Annotated in this window: 17 protein-coding genes; 10 read left to right on the top strand and 7 right to left on the bottom strand. The window is 61.4% G+C overall.

Annotated features, from left to right (window positions below; translation table 11 throughout):
- The first annotated feature begins 100 nt into the window (after nt 1–100).
- The 3 genes from ACEN8E_RS06720 to ACEN8E_RS06710 are packed head-to-tail and all read left to right on the top strand — an operon-like array spanning nt 101 to nt 5,351.
- On the top strand, nt 101–2,023 hold the full coding sequence (locus ACEN8E_RS06720; protein WP_495591934.1) for an IucA/IucC family protein: 1,923 nt from the start codon (nt 101–103) through the stop codon (nt 2,021–2,023).
- On the top strand, nt 2,013–3,224 hold the full coding sequence (locus tag ACEN8E_RS06715; protein ID WP_495591933.1) for an MFS transporter: 1,212 nt from the start codon (nt 2,013–2,015) through the stop codon (nt 3,222–3,224). Before ACEN8E_RS06720 ends, ACEN8E_RS06715 begins: the two co-directional genes overlap by 11 nt.
- A gap of 15 nt (nt 3,225–3,239) precedes the next feature.
- Nucleotides 3,240–5,351, top strand: a complete 2,112-nt coding sequence (locus ACEN8E_RS06710) for a TonB-dependent receptor (RefSeq protein WP_495591932.1) — start codon at nt 3,240–3,242, stop codon at nt 5,349–5,351.
- 44 nt (nt 5,352–5,395) lie between these two features.
- On the opposite strand, the gene ACEN8E_RS06705 is transcribed toward ACEN8E_RS06710, so the two are convergent.
- Genes ACEN8E_RS06705 through ACEN8E_RS06695 form a run of 3 tightly spaced genes read right to left on the bottom strand, consistent with a single transcriptional unit; the run spans nt 5,396 to nt 7,257 of the window.
- Nucleotides 5,396–5,938 carry a DUF2937 family protein gene (locus ACEN8E_RS06705; protein ID WP_495591931.1) on the bottom strand — a complete coding sequence of 181 codons (543 nt, stop codon included), beginning with the start codon at nt 5,936–5,938 and terminating at the stop codon, nt 5,396–5,398.
- A gap of 11 nt (nt 5,939–5,949) precedes the next feature.
- Nucleotides 5,950–6,726 carry a class II glutamine amidotransferase gene (locus ACEN8E_RS06700; RefSeq protein WP_495591930.1) on the bottom strand — a complete coding sequence of 259 codons (777 nt, stop codon included), beginning with the start codon at nt 6,724–6,726 and terminating at the stop codon, nt 5,950–5,952.
- A 33-nt stretch (nt 6,727–6,759) separates the two neighbouring features.
- Entirely contained in the window at nt 6,760–7,257 is a 498-nt protein-coding gene (locus ACEN8E_RS06695) for an MFS transporter (RefSeq protein ID WP_495591929.1), read from the bottom strand.
- 216 nt (nt 7,258–7,473) lie between these two features.
- On the opposite strand from ACEN8E_RS06695, the gene ACEN8E_RS06690 reads away from it, so the two are divergent.
- Both ACEN8E_RS06690 and ACEN8E_RS06685 read left to right on the top strand, forming a co-directional pair.
- A complete protein-coding gene (locus ACEN8E_RS06690; protein WP_495591928.1) occupies nt 7,474–9,528 on the top strand; it encodes a S9 family peptidase in 2,055 nt (684 codons plus the stop codon).
- A gap of 191 nt (nt 9,529–9,719) precedes the next feature.
- The gene (locus ACEN8E_RS06685) at nt 9,720–10,193 is read left to right on the top strand and encodes a cyclic nucleotide-binding domain-containing protein (protein WP_008015977.1); all 474 of its coding nucleotides are present in this window, start codon (nt 9,720–9,722) and stop codon (nt 10,191–10,193) included.
- Here the strand turns inward: ACEN8E_RS06685 and ACEN8E_RS06680 are convergent.
- Entirely contained in the window at nt 10,190–10,480 is a 291-nt protein-coding gene (locus ACEN8E_RS06680; protein ID WP_495591927.1) for a hypothetical protein, read from the bottom strand. The genes ACEN8E_RS06685 and ACEN8E_RS06680 overlap by 4 nt on opposite strands.
- Before the next feature lie 96 nt (nt 10,481–10,576).
- Between ACEN8E_RS06680 and ACEN8E_RS06675 the strand changes: the two genes are divergently transcribed.
- The 4 genes from ACEN8E_RS06675 to ACEN8E_RS06660 all read left to right on the top strand — a co-directional run bounded on the left by ACEN8E_RS06675 (nt 10,577) and on the right by ACEN8E_RS06660 (nt 12,811).
- Entirely contained in the window at nt 10,577–11,263 is a 687-nt protein-coding gene (locus ACEN8E_RS06675) for a spermidine synthase (RefSeq protein WP_495591926.1), read from the top strand.
- Nucleotides 11,264–11,312: 49 nt separating this feature from the next.
- Nucleotides 11,313–11,684, top strand: coding sequence for a YajD family HNH nuclease (locus tag ACEN8E_RS06670; RefSeq protein ID WP_007898702.1), 372 nt, complete (start codon nt 11,313–11,315; stop codon nt 11,682–11,684).
- A gap of 198 nt (nt 11,685–11,882) precedes the next feature.
- Nucleotides 11,883–12,353, top strand: coding sequence for an RNA methyltransferase (locus tag ACEN8E_RS06665; protein WP_046816778.1), 471 nt, complete (start codon nt 11,883–11,885; stop codon nt 12,351–12,353).
- A gap of 80 nt (nt 12,354–12,433) precedes the next feature.
- A complete protein-coding gene (locus tag ACEN8E_RS06660) occupies nt 12,434–12,811 on the top strand; it encodes a YgaP family membrane protein (protein WP_495591925.1) in 378 nt (125 codons plus the stop codon).
- A 114-nt stretch (nt 12,812–12,925) separates the two neighbouring features.
- On the opposite strand, the gene ACEN8E_RS06655 is transcribed toward ACEN8E_RS06660, so the two are convergent.
- Nucleotides 12,926–14,155 carry a hypothetical protein gene (locus ACEN8E_RS06655; RefSeq protein ID WP_495591924.1) on the bottom strand — a complete coding sequence of 410 codons (1,230 nt, stop codon included), beginning with the start codon at nt 14,153–14,155 and terminating at the stop codon, nt 12,926–12,928.
- A gap of 35 nt (nt 14,156–14,190) precedes the next feature.
- A complete protein-coding gene (locus tag ACEN8E_RS06650; protein WP_008015986.1) occupies nt 14,191–14,640 on the bottom strand; it encodes a YcgN family cysteine cluster protein in 450 nt (149 codons plus the stop codon).
- 164 nt (nt 14,641–14,804) lie between these two features.
- On the opposite strand from ACEN8E_RS06650, the gene ACEN8E_RS06645 reads away from it, so the two are divergent.
- Nucleotides 14,805–15,398: a nitroreductase family protein gene (locus ACEN8E_RS06645; RefSeq protein WP_429367448.1), complete on the top strand. Its 594-nt coding sequence runs from the start codon at nt 14,805–14,807 to the stop codon at nt 15,396–15,398.
- Between the two features lie 123 nt (nt 15,399–15,521).
- Here the strand turns inward: ACEN8E_RS06645 and ACEN8E_RS06640 are convergent, their stop codons facing one another.
- Nucleotides 15,522–16,454 (bottom strand): D-2-hydroxyacid dehydrogenase, encoded by a 933-nt coding sequence (locus tag ACEN8E_RS06640; protein ID WP_495591923.1) that lies wholly within the window; start codon nt 16,452–16,454, stop codon nt 15,522–15,524.
- Between the last annotated feature and the right edge of the window lie 61 nt (nt 16,455–16,515).

Genomic DNA, 16,515 nt, shown 5'->3' with positions numbered 1-16,515 from the left:
TACAGCACTAATAATAATCACTATCATTTGCATTATTGTTTTTAAAAGGTATTCTCTGCGCGCATTCAGCTAAACCACTGTCCTGAAGGAGTCGGACTTGATGCGCGCTTACACGCAAAAACAGCAGCTATTGCTTTCGCACTGGAGTGAAGCCCTCGGCACTCCTGCCTTCCAGTCCCACCGCATCACCCTCGACCATTTGAGCAATGCCCTGGAACCCGCCGCCCAGCGCTGCTTCCAACGCCTGATCCAGGCGCTGTTTCGCGAAGGTCTGATCAACTCCGACGCCTGCGAATACGACGACAACAGTCGTTGCTGGCTGCCGCTTGGCGACGGTGCGCAGCTTTGCTTCGATCACCTGTCGGGCGGCAGAATGAACAGCTGGGATGTGCGCGGCAGCATCGTCCTGCACACCCCCGACAGCCTGCCCCACAAAATCCAGTTGCCCAGCGAACTGCTCGCGCACCTCAGCACTCGGCTCAATCCGCCCGCCTCCCCGCAGGTACTGGAACGTCTGGCCCGCGAGCTGGACGACAGCTACAGCAACGACACCCTGTGCCTGGCGTTCCACCATGGATGGACCGAGCGCCTGAGAGAGCAGATCGACACCGAGCACGACGACAATCTGCTTGCCTGGCTCAAAGCCAGCCCCGACCACCAGAACCCGACGTCATTGCTCGAACAGTGGGGCACGCTCGGCCACCCCTGGCATCCGAACTACAAGACCAAACTGGGCTTGAGCGCTGCGCAGGTCATCGCTTTCTCGCCGGAATTCGAAGCGAGTTTTCCGATTGTGCTGTGCGCCCTGCACCGTCAGTACGCACATGTCGAATCACTGGCCGGCACCGCCGATTACTGGGACTGGTGGCAGGGCCATTTCCCGCAGGCCGCCGAACAATTGCAGCACCATCTGCGGCAACGGGACCTGGAGGTAACGGACTACCTCCCGCTGCCGTCGCACCCATGGCAAGCCAATGAAGAATTGCCCGATTCGTTCGCCAACGAGATCGCCGACAACCTGCTGATCGTCACCGACATCGTTGCCTTCACTGGCCACCCGACCATGTCCTTCCGCACAGTCGTACCAGAGGCCAGCCGCGTTGCGCCGATGGTCAAGCTGCCAGTGGCCTTGCGCCTGACCAGCGTGCAGCGCACCGTGTCGCCGCGCTCGGCCCGGATGGGACCGCGCATCAGCCAATTGATACTGCAGATTCTCGATCATGAACCGCAGATTCAGCGCCTGCTGAACATCGTGCCGGAGCGCATCGGCGTGCATTACGCGCCACAACCGGCCAATGACGAACGGTCCCGGCATGCCGCCGTGCTGTACCGCGACAACCCGCTGACACTGCTGCAAAAAGGCGAACTGGCCGTGCCGGTCGGCAGCCTGTTCGCCGTCAACGAATTCGAACAGCCGTTGCTGCGTGACTGGGTGCAACTGGCTCAGGGCCGTGACGACAGCGAGGCCATGCTGGCGTTCTTCGATGATTACCTGGCGATTGCCGTCCCGAGCCTGCTGGGCATCTACCTGATGTATGGCGTGGCGTTCGAAGCGCACCAGCAAAACAGCTTCATGGTGATGGGTGCTGACGGACAGTTGAATCGGTTGTTACTGCGTGACTTCGGTGACATTCGCATCGATCGCCAAACCCTGCACGCCAAGGGTCTGGATATCCAGCTGCACGATCCGAAAATGACCCTGTACGACGACGCCGGTTTTGTCCGCGACAAGCTCCTGCACACCACGTTCATGTGCCACCTCGGTGAGTTGACGTTGCTCTGCGCCCGCCACTGGAATGTGCCGGAAAACATCCTTTGGGAGTGCTTGGCCAGGCACGTTGAACAGTGCTTCGAGAGCGTGCGCGAGCACGTCGAACCGGCACGCTGGGCAAGCGAGCGTCAGGCCCTGCTGGAACAGGATTGGCCGGCCAAATCGTTCATGCGCATGCGCTTGCACGACAGCCATGCCGACATCGTCGGTCGCCTGAGCAATCCGCTGCGAACCAACGCCGATGCTCGCTGATGGCCGTGCGTTGCGGCTGCTGATCGTCATCCAGTTTGTCTCCATGGGTGCCATGGAAATGAGCGGCCCGTTCTGGCCATTGCAGATCCAGCATCTGCTTGGTCCAGAGGGTGCCGGCTACACCGCGCTGCTTTCGGCGCTGGTCTATGCCGGCCCGATGCTCGCGGCCATGCTGCTGACGCCCGCGTGGGGGCGGCTGGGTGATCGCACCGGGCACAAGCCGATGATCGTTCGGGCGTTGCTGGCACTTGCACTGTGCCAGGGGCTGGCGGCTATTACCCTCGACCCGTGGCTGCTGGTGGGCATTCGCGTGATGCAAGGCGCATTGGCCGGGTTTCTCGCCGCCGCGCAAGCCTATGCCCTGGCCTGCTGCGACAGTTCCCGGCGCGGTCACACCCTGGCCCGTCTGCAATCGGCGACTGCCGTCGGCTCGTTGATCGGCCCGATACTGGGCGGCTGGTTGATGGACATCTCGGGGTTTGCCCTGCTCTGTCATGGCGCGATGGCGATTTGCCTGCTGTGTGCACTGGGGAGCTTTTTCCTGCCGGCCGACAAGGCACGAGCCTCGACGAAGAAACCGGTGGCGCCGGTGGCCCTGCCGAAAGGCTGGCTCGGGGGAATCCTGCTGGTGATCGTGCTGATTCAAGCCGCGAAGATGATGCCGCAACCCTTCTACGCGCTGTACGTCGCCGACATTCTGCGCGCGCCAGGCTGGCTGATCGGTGCCACTTACGCGGCGAGCGCCGCGACCCTGGCCATTTGCGCACCGCTGTGGGGGCGTCTGTTCGACCGCTGGCAGCCGGCCTACACCTTGCGTGTCATCGAAGGCGTTGCCTGGCTCTGCGCCCTGACACTGGCGGCCACGGCACTGGCCAACGAATGGCTGGGTTTTCTCGTCAGCCGGCTGGTCTGGGGCATCTGGCAAGGCGCATTGCTTCCCGTTGCCTATGCACTGATCGCCAACACCGTGCCCTCAAGCCAGCAGGGTTTTGCCCTCGGCCTGGGCAACAGCGCGGCCAAGGCTGGCGCCCTGCTCGGTACCGTCCTCGGCGGGATCGGCATGGGGCTGGTCGGGCTGGCCCACAGTTTCTGGCTGGTGGCGTTGACCTACGCACTGGCCGCCATCGGGATCCGCTGGGTGCGCTCGTTCACCGCCACACCCGGCCCCGCAATCGTATCTACCCACACTTATCACGACTAAAAAAAAGACCAACTCATGACCCGAACCAAACTTTCCCTGTTGATTCCACTGCTCGGCTCCGTCAGCGTCCAGACCTGGGCCGAGGACACCGAACAGCAACCCGGCACATTGAACATGCAGGCCACCGTCGTTTCCGCGACGCGCAGCGAAGCGACCATTGCCTCGATTCCAGGCTCGGTCCAGGTGATCGACGAACAACAGATCCGCCAACAGAGTGGCGCGGGGCGTCGGGTCTCCGACATTCTGGGGCAACTGGTTCCCGGCCTGGCGCCGTCCAGCGGCGGGATGAGCAACTTCGGCCAGACCCTGCGCGGGCGCAACATGCTGGTGTTGATCGACGGCGTGTCGCAGAACGCCACGCGTGACAACTTCCGCCAGCTCAACAGCATCGCACCGGCCAGTATCGAACGCATCGAGGTGGTTTCCGGCGCCAGCAGCATTTATGGTGCCGGAGCATCGGGCGGCATCATCAACATCATCACCAAGCGCAATCAGGGTCAGGACCTTGCCTACAGCAGCAAACTGGGCCTGACCAGCGGCAACAACCTCAACAGCAAGGGTTTCGCCTACGAGGCCTTTCAGAGTGCGACCGGGCGCAAGGATGCCCTGGACTGGTACGTGTCCGCCGACCTGACCCAGCGCAACGATCAGTTCGATGGCAACGGCAATCGCATCCCTCAGGACACCTCCCAGGGCAGCAACATGGACACCGAAACCTATGACCTGCAAGGTCGTTTCGGTTATGAACTGGATGCCGACAAAAAACTCAGCCTGTCGCTGCAGGACTACAAGGACCAGCAGGACACTGGCTACACAAAAGACCCGAAAAACCTGCAAGAGGCCGTGGCGGTCAAGGGACTGAAACTCGACGACCAGCCCTACACCCATAACCAGGCGGCCAACCTCAACTACTCCGACAACGACTTCTACGGCCAGGGCCTGCAACTGGAAAGCTACTGGCGCCGGGCCGACGCGCTGTTCTTCCCGGACCTGTCGCGGGGCAAGGCCGGGATCGCCGACAACAACAGCGTGCAGGATGTCTACGGCCTGCGTGCGGCCATCGACACGCCGTTGCCGGCCATCGGCAACGCCACAGGCAACCTGGTCTGGGGCGCCGACTATGATCACGAACGCTCCCGCCAACGCGGTGACCAATACACCCTCAATGGGCTGACCTACACCAAGACCGGCACCACTTACGAGATGGGCCCGGATATCGAAACCACCACCAAGGCGCTGTTCGGGCAGATGTCCTGGGACATCGGTGACTGGACCTTGCGCGGCGGTGTGCGCCGCGAATGGATCGAAAGCGAGGTCTCCGACAGCATCGCTTATGGCCAGATCGTGCAGACCGGCGTACGCGCCATCCTGCCCGGGGACACCCTCAAATACGACGCCACGCTCTATAACCTGGGCGCGGTCTATCACCTGAGTGAGCATCAGGACGTCTTCGCCAATTACAGCCAGGGGTTTTCGCTGCCGGACATCCAGCGCTTCTTGCGTGACGTGAGCAGCACCTTCGACATCCAGAGCCTCAACGCCCAGGCCATCAAGGTCGACAGCTACGAGCTGGGCTGGCGCGGTGACTGGGACCAGTGGCAGGCCGACGTCACCGTCTATGAAAACACCTCGGACGTGACCCAGTTCTACGATGCCAATAACCGTGTCTTGCGTCTGATCAATCAGAAGGAGCGGGTTCGCGGCATCGAAAACAGCCTGACCTACCGCGCGACCGATCACTGGTCGGTAGGTGGTACCTATGCCTGGGCCAAGGGCGAGACCCAGCAGAACGGGAAATGGATCGATCTGCCGGCGACACGTATTTCACCAGCCAAAACCACGCTGTTCGTCGGCTACACCGAAGATGACTACAGCCTGCGCCTGCAAGGCATGCACCTGGCCAGTTACGACGCTGCCGCCAAGGACAACAACGGGCGCGACATCGAAGGCTATACGCTGGTGGACCTGCTCGGCTCCGTGTACTTGCCGGTCGGTCGTCTGGAAGGCGGGGTGTACAACCTGACCAACCGCACGTACGTCAACCTGTTCGCCCAGGCCAACGCCAAAGCGCCATTCCCCAACGCCGAAGGCCGTACCTTGAGCCTGACCTATTCGATAGATTGGTAATCAGGCAAGGAGCCGGCTTGCCGGCTCCTTGACGTTCCACGGTGTTACAAGCCGCGCAAATCCCGCTCTTCGATCGGCCGGCTCTGGCGCAGACGCTTGCCGCCCAGCACCACCCAGTCAATCAGCCGGAACAGGCATTCCAGGCCAAACGACAGCAGCATGGCGCCGCTCATGCCCCAGGCCATCGCTTCGGGCGTCAACAGGATCTGGTAGCTGTAGCCATTCCAGGTTTCCTTGCGGATGTCCGGATCAGCGGCCAGCACCACTTGCAGGAAGCGGATGTACCAAGGTCCCTGCATCGCCTGGAACTGCTTGTCCAGCGCCAGTTGGCGGGTCAGCAGGTTGCTCAGGCTGTCGGCGTCGCTGCGAAAGATCGGGTCTTCGCTGGCGCGGTAATGGGCCACCAGGGCCTGCATGTCACCTTTGAAGAACTGGTTGGCGGTGTTCTGAAAGCCGCTCAATCCGGCTTGCGCTTCGATCAGATGGGCTTCGACCCGCTTGGCGTAATCACCGATGAAGCCCGGCACCTGGACACCGATCAACAGGCCCGCCGCAAACAACACCAGCCGTAGATAACTGAGCAACATGCAAGGAGTCCTTATTCGGTCGTGCCCTGACTGACGCATTCGCCGCGTCGCCACAGGCTCCATTGACCCGGTTCGTAACGGGTCCAGGTTTCGTTTTCGGTCAGGGGTTCGGTGGCAATGACAGTGACCACATCGTTGGGCGTGGTTTCGGCCTGAAAGTCGACGATCACGTCGACATCTTTCAAGCGTGCCGGGCCAAAGGGTGCACGACGGGTGATCTGCGCCAGCTTGGTCGAGCAATAGCAGAACAGCCAGTCGCCGTCGCTGAGCAGGCAGTTGAACACGCCTTTGCTGCGGTACTCGGCGCAGGCGGCGACCAGGTCCGGCAACAGTTCTTCGACCTCGACCGGTTCGGGGAACGCCGCACGCACGCGGTTGAGCAAATCGCAGAACGCCGCTTCGCTGTCGGTATCACCCACGGGGCGATAGAAACTGGCCACTGGCTGAAAGTCCGCCAACTGGCCGTTATGGGCGAAACACCAGTTGCGGCCCCACAGCTCACGGACGAACGGATGGGTGTTGGACAGGCAGACCTTGCCGACGTTGGCCTGGCGGATGTGCCCGATCACCACTTCGCTCTTGATCGGATAGCGCTGCACCAGGTTCGCGACTTCCGACTCGCAGCTTGCCGCCGGGTCCTGGAACAGCCGCAGCCCACGGCCTTCATAGAAGGCAATGCCCCAACCATCGCGGTGCGGGCCGGTGCGTCCGCCGCGCTGCATCAGCCCGGTGAAGCTGAACACGATATCGGTCGGGACATTGGCGCTCATGCCCAATAACTCACACATGCTCGGACTCTCGCTCAATCGCAGGGGGCAAGGTTACAAACGGGGTTCGACTCGCATCCGCTGAGGATTGCTCGGCACGGGTGGACGACCGTAACGATCATCGCCGGCACCGCCAAACGGTTGATCGTGCTCAGGCTCGTCGGCACGGACGGCGGCTTTGGTGGCAGCCTCACGCGCCTTGCGGGCGTTGGAGGTGCGTTCGATGGGGAAACGGATCGCCACCAGCACCAGATACAGGCCGAATGCGATCATGCCGTACATGAACAGATCGGAAATCGCCCGCCAGGCGTTGTTGCCGACCTTGAACAGCAGGTCGAGCGCAGTAATGGCGACGGCCGGTGCGACTTTATCCTTGACCGGATCAATGATGGTCGGGCTGAACAGCAGCACGGCCATCGCCAGCCGCAGCGGCTCACGCAGCCAACGCCACATCCAGCGGGTCAAGCGCATCCACACCAACAGGCAGCCCAAAGCGGCAAAGGCGTAGAGGCCCCAAGCGATCAGATAGTCGTTCTCGGTCATGGTGTCCATGGCAAGGCAGGCAAAGAGGCGCTTATGATAACGGCTTTTCGCCCATCAGGCTGCATCAATGGCAGTCAGACAATTGATCGAACCTGTGGGAGCGAGCCTGCTCGCGATAGCGCACTGACAGTCAACACTATTGTTGAATGTACTGGCCTCATCGCGAGCAGGCTCGCTCCCACAGGTTGCCAAGCCCCTATTCCGTACACTGCTCGAGAGTCCTTCATGCCCCTATCCGCCAACACTTGCGACGCTCCGATTGCCCACAGGGCTGATGGCTCCGACCCGTATGCCTGGCTGCAAGAGCGCGACACCGATGCAGTGCTCGACTACCTGAAAGCCGAAAACCGCTATCAGGAAGCGCAGACCGCCGATCAGGCCGGGCTGCGCGAAACCCTGTTCGAGGAGATCAAGGGGCGGATTCTCGAGACCGACTTGTCCCTGCCCTCGCCATGGGGACCGTATCTGTATTACACCCGCACCACGGCGGGCGATGAATACGCCCGGCACTACCGCTGCCCGCGTCCGGCCGATGACAGCCTGACCCTCGACGAAAGCCGCGAACAGCTGCTGCTGGATCCGAACGAACTGGCCAACGGCGGCTTCTTTTCCCTGGGGGCGTTCAGCATCAGCCCGGATCATCAGCGCCTGGCCTACAGCATTGACGCCAGTGGCGACGAGATTTACACCTTGTTCGTGAAGGAACTGTCCGACGGCCGCGTCAGCGAGCTGGAATTCCAGGACTGTGACGGCAGCATGACCTGGGCCAACGACAGCCTGACGCTGTTCTTTGGCGAACTGGACGACACCCACCGCCCGCACAAGCTGTACCGCTATCGACTGGACGGCACGGCGGCCGAAGAAGTGTTCCATGAGCCGGACGGTCGTTTCTTCATGCATTGCTACCGCTCCAGCTCCGAGCAGCAATTGCTGTTGTCCGTGGGCAGCAAGACCACCAGCGAAGTCTGGGTCCTCGATGCCTCCCAGCCCCAACAGGCGTTCACCTGCCTGGCACCACGGGTCGAGGATCATGAATACGATGTCGATCACGGTGCACTCGACGGTCAATGGACCTGGTTCATTCGCAGCAACCGTGACGGTATCAATTTTGCGTTGTACACGGCCGTCGATACCGGCATCGCGCCGATCGAAGCCGACTGGCAGAACCTGATCCCCCACAGCGACACGGTGATGATCGACGGCATCAGCCTGAACACCGGAGCCATGACCCTGAGCCTGCGGGTCGGCGGTTTGCCCATCATCGAGGTTCACCCGCAAGGCCTGGCGCCTTATCGCGTGCAACTGCCGGATGCGGCCTATAGCCTGCATGTGCAAAACAGCCTGGAATTCGAAAGCGCGCGGATTCGCCTGCGCTACGAAGCGTTGAACCGTCCGGCACAAATCCGCCAACTGGACCTGGCCTCCGGCGAGCAGAAAGTCCTCAAGCAAACTCCGGTGCTCGGCCCGTTCGATGCCGACGCCTACATCAGCCAGCGCCTGTGGGCCACTGCGCCGGACGGTACGCAAGTGCCCATCAGCCTGGTGATCAAGCGCACGGACCTGGGCAAACCCGTGCCGCTGTACCTCTACGGCTATGGCGCCTATGGCGAAAGCCTCGACCCATGGTTTTCCCATGCGCGCCTGAGCCTGCTCGATCGCGGCATGGCGTTTGCCATTGCCCACGTGCGTGGCGGTGGCGAACTGGGGGAAGCCTGGTATCGCGCCGGCAAGCAAGAGCACAAGCACAACACCTTCAGTGACTTTATCGCCTGCGCCGAGCACCTGATCGCCCAAGGCTTTACCACTGCACCGCAGTTGGCGATCAGCGGCGGCAGCGCCGGTGGCTTGCTGATCGGCGCGGTGCTCAATCAACGGCCGGAGCTGTTTGGCGCCGCCATCGCCGAAGTGCCGTTCGTCGACGTTCTCAACACTATGCTCGACCCTGATCTGCCATTGACCGTGACGGAGTACGACGAGTGGGGCAACCCTGAAGAACCGGACGTCCATGATCGGATCAAGGCCTACGCCCCGTATGAAAATGTCACCGCGCAAGCTTATCCAGCGACCCTGGTGATCGCCGGTTACAACGACAGCCGCGTGCAATATTGGGAAGCCGCCAAGTGGGTGGCGAAACTGCGCGCGACCAAAACCGACAACCATCCACTACTGCTCAAGACAGAACTGGGTGCCGGGCATGGCGGGATGAGCGGTCGATATCAGGGATTGCGTGACGTAGCGCTCGAATATGCATTTTTGTTCAAGGTTTTGGGCATTGCCTGAGGAACCTGGCGTGGTGTGCCGGTCTTAATTGCGTACAAGGCAGGCCGATACACTACATATTCCCCTGCTCGCGAAAGCGGTGGCGCATTCAATACCTCTATTGGCTGTGATAACCCATTCGCGAGCAGGCTCGCTCCCACAAGAACGGCTCAACCCCGGAACAACAGACACTACAAAAAGACCGTGACGACATGTCTGAATCAACTTTTCTGAACAACGAAATTCGCGACTGGCTGATGGATTGCGGCCTGTTCAATCAACTGCTGCCGGCGGACTTCGCCGCGGCTTCGGGCTACTTCAGTATCAGCACCATTGCCCAAGGCGAGGAGATCTTCCAGGAGGGCGATGCCGGCAGTTTCATGTGCATCATCCATACCGGTCAGGTGGCGGTGCAGAAAACCACGGCTGACGGGCAACGAGTCACCATCGCCACGTTGCGCAGCGGCCGCTCGTTCGGTGAAATGGCCGTGCTCGACGGCGAACGACGCTCGGCCAGTTGCGTGGCCGCCAGCAACTGTCAGTTGCTCAACCTGGGCAAGGACTCGCTGGAAAAAATGCTCAACGACGCACCGAAAATCGCCGCCAAGATCATCCGCGCCCTTGCCGTGTCCCTTTCCAAACGCCTGCGCATGGCCGACGGCCAACTGCTTTCGCAGCAGGTCTAGCCGCCTGGTGACTTGACTTTCGGCGGATTGGGCTCCAGGCCCGGTATCGGCTGGTCCTTGGCCGGCGGGCTCGGCATTTCAATCGGCACCAACGGCGGTCCGCTACTGCCGGGGCCGACTTTGGGCAAAGGCACCGGGCTGATTTGCGGGTATGGCGTGGGCGTCGCAGTGCCAGGCGAACCGGGCGCCGGCACGGGGCTTACGGGAATCGATTGCAGCTGTTGAGCCTGCACTGCAGTTATCGAGAGCGCGGCCAGGGCAATGACCGTTAGAATGGTGCGCTTCATCAATGGCTCCGTTGGCCTTGTCGTCATAAACAGGCTACTCCCAACTGCGTCTGTTTGCCCTCCCCCTGTGCAGCCAATTTTCTTCAAGTGAGCCCCATGAAACGTTTCGTTCTGCTGGACACCACCCCCATTCCTGAAAACGGCGGTGCCCTGTGCCTGTTCGAATACGGCGAGGATTTCGTCATCAAGATCCAGGGTGGCGATGGCGGACAATTGATGAACACGCGCATGCATGGCTCCGAAGATGCCCTGGCCGAGATCCCGTGCCGCAAAGTTGCCGGGCGACCCAACTCTCGAGTGCTCATCGGCGGCCTCGGCATGGGCTTCACCCTCGCTTCGGCGCTCAAGCACCTGGGCAAGACCGCCGAAGTGGTGGTCGCCGAACTGGTGCCCGGTGTCGTTGAGTGGAACCGTGGACCGCTGGGCGAGAAGGCCGGCAATCCGCTGCTCGACCCGCGGACAGTGATTCGCATGGAAGACGTGGCCAAAGTCCTGCAAGCCGAACCCCAGGGCTTCGATGCCATCATGCTGGACGTCGACAACGGCCCCGAAGGCCTGACCCAGAGAGCCAACAGCTGGCTGTACTCCGCCGCGGGGCTGAGCGCCTGTGCCAGGGCCATGCGCCCCAAAGGTGTGCTGGCGGTCTGGTCGGCCAGCGCTGACCGACAGTTTTCCGACAAACTGAAGAAAGCCGGCTTCAAGGCTGAAGAGGTACAGGTGTTCGCCCATGGCAACAAGGGCACCCGCCACACCATCTGGATTGCCGAGAAGCTCAAGGGCTGAGCTAAACTTCGCTTAATACCGTCATTAGTCTTTCTACAAAGGTGAACCCATGAGTTCGTCCACCCCGACCAACACGTCCAAGCTGGATCGCATCCTCGCCGACAACCAGCGCGACAAGGAAATGGGCTACCGCGACAAGGCCCTGAAGATGTACCCGCACGTCTGTGGCCGCTGCGCCCGTGAGTTCTCCGGCAAGCGCCTGAGCGAACTGACGGTGCACCACCGCGACCACAACCACGACAACAACCCGCAGGACGGCTCGAACTGGGAGTTGTTGTGCCTGTACTGCCACGATAACGAACACTCGCGGTATACCGACCAGCAGTATTTCGACGAAGGCTCGCTGAGCACGCCCAAAATCGCCAAGGCCACGCATAATCCGTTTGCGGCGCTGGCCGGGTTGATGAAAAAGGAAGACTGAAACTCTTCAGTGCCTGAACTGGCCTCTTCGCGAGCAGGCTCGCTCCCACATTGATCCGCGTCCGCCTGGACACCTCGGTCAACTGTGGGAGCGAGCCTGCTCGCGAAAGCAATCGCACCGGCACCACCAATCTCCAATCTGACCACTGCCGCCCAATCCCCGTATAATCGCGCTTTTTTCCCGAAAGGCACCCCGCTCGTGGCAGACAAACGGTACAGCTGCATTGGTTTGTATAACCCCAAATCACCGGAAAACGTAGGTTCGGTGATGCGAGCCGCTGGCTGTTATGGCGTGGCATCGGTGTTCTACACCGGCAAGCGCTATGAGCGCGCCGCCGACTTCGTCACCGATACCAAGCGCGTGCACTACGACATCCCGCTGATCGGCATCGACGACCTGAAGAAAATCCTGCCCCTCAATTGTGTGCCCGTCGCCGTGGAACTGGTCGATGGCGCTCGCCCGTTGCCGGAATACACCCACCCGGATCGCGCGCTCTACATCTTCGGCCCGGAAGACGGATCGCTGGACAAAGAGATTCGCGACTGGTGTGAAGACGTGGTCTACATTCCGACCACCGGTTGCATGAACCTGGCCGCCACGGTCAACGTCGTGCTCTACGACCGCATGGCCAAGGGGCTCAATACCCGCTCCGGGCCAAAATTCCGCTGAATCGCCGCACATCCGATTGAACGAGCCGCCTGCCCGGGCAGTCAGCTTATCTATCGATCACTGAAGCCTGGAGACTGACCATGAGCGAACTCAAACCCGTCGAGCGAATCGAATCCACCCCGCTCCAGAGCCCCTCCGGGCAGAACGTGCAGGGCTGGGAACGCATCGGCTCCCTGGCTGGCGGCGTGGTGATGGTGGGCAAGGGCCTGCGTCGTGGCGGGATCTTTGGCCTGATCCAGGTAGCCGTCGGCGGCGTGGCCCTGGCGCGCGGCATTACCGGCCACAGCTCGGCGAAAAGCCTGCTGGAGAAAGGCCGTCAGGACATGAACAACGTGCGGGCGAAAATCCAGCGGGCGGGTGAGGAACTGAAGACGCTGAAGGCCAATGCCGAGGCAGCGACCAACACCGCCAGCGTTACCGGCAATGATTCGTTGAAGTCGCCGAAAGCCGGGGTTTGATCCAGGAATTGCGCAGGGGCAGCAGGCCTCTTCGCGAGCAGGCTCGCTCCCACATGGGATCTACAGTAAACACACAGATCGATTGTGGGAGCGAGCCTGCTCGCGAAAGCGGTATTACTGGATCAACTCGGTACTGAGCACCTTCGAGGAACCATTGATCACGCTCTCGCTGAGCTGAACAAACGCCTTGGTATCGATATCCCTCTGCCGCATCGCCCCGCGCAACACGTCGTCCAGGGAACGCTTGTTATGGGTTTTCAGGCGAATCTCGCGATCCAGTTCCTGCAGCAACACCACCGCCCTGGCCACCTGCGCCGGGTTGATCCGGTCACCGCGCAGCGTGGTGACTTTCTGGCTGGTCCTGACCAGTTTGCCGTGCAGGGTCTCGTAGCGCTCATCGCTCATGCCGCCGGCCCGGCGCACCAGTTCGATAGCGTAATACTCGGCAAAGCCTTCACTGATCCAGGCACTGCGCTGTGTACCGTTGATCCGCCCGAACATCTGGGCCAACTCACGGACCAGGGCACTGCTGCCACTTTCGCTGACCAACGGCAGGTGACTGTTGAGATAGATCGACTCGTGCGCCGACTGGCTGCCGCGCCACATTGGATCATTGGCCCCGACGATCAGCAGTTTGCCCGGGTGACGCGGATACAGCGCCTGCACTTGCGGCCAGACGAAGGTCAGCAGCGTCAGCACATCCATTCGGCGCATCCCTTGCCCCAGTGGCGAGGCGACGGTGACTTGGGTCTCGCCCAGACGCGTACGGCGACTGCCAAGCTGGCCGGCGAGCATCCAGCCTGTGGGCCGGTCGAACAGCCGGGAAGGGTTATCGATACGGAATTTGTTCTGACCGATGCGTGGCCACGCGGTTTCCACGCTTTTCCAGCCACCGGGCAACTCGAATTCAAGGCGTGAAACCAGTTCGATGCCGTCCTGTTGATCGAGCTTGGCCGCCGGTACCAGATCTTCACCGCGCATCAACGCCCAGTTTGGCGTCATGCGCGTGTCGAAGCTGCCGTTCTTGCGCCCGTGGCTGATACTCACGCGGTAGGTCAGGCTGGCCTTGTCAGCCGTCGGGCGCCAGACACCTCGCGCCGCCTTGCCGGGGGTCAGCTGCCATTGGCCATCGGCCTTGAAATCGCTGTAGCGGCTGCCGTCGCCGAGGTCGAAGTCCAGGCTGCGCACCGCAGAACCCTGGGCGAGCGTCAGGCGCACTTCGGCCTGATCGGTCTGCGGCAACAGGTGCACGTGATAATCCAGATTGACCTTGTTCGCTGCCCATAGGGGCGAACTCAGGGCCAGCAATCCAACGCCCCACGCCTGCCGCCATCCCACAGCCATACACACTCCTTCGTGAAACGTTAAACGTCAGTCTGTCAGCCTGCGCGGAAAATCAGGTGATCTTCCCAATCGTCCTCCGGCACGCTGCCTTCGGCGAGCATGCGCCCGGACTGGGAAATCCGCTCGTGATGCACGGCATCGCGATCACCGCACACCAGGTGATGCCACAACGGCAGGTCCTTGCCTTCGCTGACCAGGCGATAGCCGCAGGTCGGCGGCAGCCATTTGAATTCGTCGGCCTTGCCCGGTGTGAGCTGGATACAGTCCGGCACAGAGTCACGACGATTAGGATAGTCCGTGCACTGGCAGGTTTTCAGGTCCAGCAATTTGCAGGCGATGCGCGTGTAATAAACGCTGTTGTCGTCTTCGTCCTCAAGCTTTTGCAGGCAGCACAATCCGCAGCCGTCGCACAGCGACTCCCATTCCTCCTGATCGAGTTGATCGAGGGTTTTGCGTATCCAGAACGGTTCTACTTTGGCGGCCATGGTTCGAGCATCGACATCAGGTGGTGAAAAGGCCGCCAGTCTAGTGCCCGAAGTCCCTCGGGCCAAGCATTGGCGACTGTCGGTAGAACGGGCTTGTCAGTTTTTGCGCTGCCAAGTAGGGTTTTGCGTCGCTCCCACTTTCAAACGTAGCAAGGAATCTATTGATGAGTGCCAACCCACGCGTTGCCGATTACGCCATTCACCCTCAGTTCACCGATCGCTGGTCGCCCCGCGCCTTCACGGGTGAAACGATCCCGGAGGAAACCCTGCTGAGCTTCTTCGAAGCCGCCCGCTGGGCACCTTCAGCCTACAATTCGCAGCCTTGGCGTTTCCTTTACGCACGTCGCGACACGCCGAACTGGGAGCGTTACCTGGGCCTGCTGAACGAATTCAACCGCAGCTGGGCGCAACATGCTTCGGCGCTGGTGATCGTGATTTCGAAAACCACCTTTGTCGCGCCAGGCGCCACCGAAGAAACCCCGGCCCTGTGGCACACCTTCGACACCGGTTCCGCCTGGGGCCACCTGGCTTTGCAGGCGAGCCTGAGCGGCTGGCACACCCACGGCATGGCCGGCTTCGACCAGGAACTGACCCGCAAGGAGCTGAACATTCCTGAAGGCTACGCCCTGCATGCCGCCGTCGCAGTGGGCAAGCTGGGAGACAAGGCAAGCCTGGCGGACTACCTGCAAGCCCGTGAAGAACCCAGCCCGCGTCGCCCATTGAGCGAGTTGGCGGCTGAAGGTGACTTCACCCTGTAAGCCACTGCACATACCAATGTGGGAGCGAGCCTGCTCGCGAAAGTGTTGTGTCATTCAACATATCTTTGACTGACACGGCCTCTTCGCGAGCAGGCTCGCTCCCACAGTTTGAGCGCGGAGCTTTCAATACCCGCGATCGAAATCCACTTCCCCGCGCAACGCCTCTCCCGCCTGATACGCCCGCAGGTTTTCGACAAACAGCTTCACCATCTTCGACGGCGAAGTCGGTGCCGAACTGTGGCCGGTGAGCAGCAGGCCCCAGGCCGTCCAGAAGGGATGACGCTGGGGCAAGGGTTCCTGACGGCAGACGTCGATCACCGCGCCCGCCAGATGCCCTTCCTTCAAGGCCTCCACCAGATCCGCATCGACCACCGCGACACCGCGCCCGGCGTTGATGAACAAGCCGGTCGGCTTGAATTGCTTGAACAGCGCCGCGTCGTAGATATCGTGGGTGTCCGGCGTGTTTGGCAGCAGATTGACCACGTAATCGACCTCACCGACCAGCCGCGGCAGATCCGCCAGTGAACCGACTTCGATAAACGGTGCCTGCTCCCGCGCGCTGCTGGCAATGCCATACAACTCGACGCCAAACGGCACGAGGAACTGCGCGACACTTTGACCGATATCACCCGTGCCGACGATCAGCACCTTGCGCCCCGCCAGGCTCTGGCCATGACGGCTGTCCCATTTGCGCTCGACCTGGCTGACCAGTCGCGCCAGCACTTCACGTTCGTGACCGAGCATATACGTGAGCACATACTCGGCCATGACCTGGCCAAAGATGCCGACTGCACGGGTCAGTCGATAGTGCCGCGGCAAGCCATCGGCCAGCAGCGGCGTGATGCCCGCCCAGGTCGATTGCAGCCATTGCGGTTGATGGCCCTGGCGCAACAGGGTCGCCAGCAGATCAGGCTGGCCGAGCCACACCGGACAATCGGCGGCCTGACTGGCCAGTTCGGCAGAGTCACCACTGGTCAGCACCTCCAGGTCCGGTGCCGCCTCGCGCAACAGTTGGGCGTACACGGGGTGGTCGTGTTCAGCAATCAGGACGCGCATGCTTCAAACCTTTCAAAAACGGTGCAGACGGCCGCCGACAGAGCGGTGCTCTGTCGATGCT

Source organism: Pseudomonas sp. Pseusp9 (genome assembly GCF_059491265.1).
Note: the sequence above shows the minus strand (reverse complement) of the source record. Positions and strands in the feature narration are given on the sequence as shown.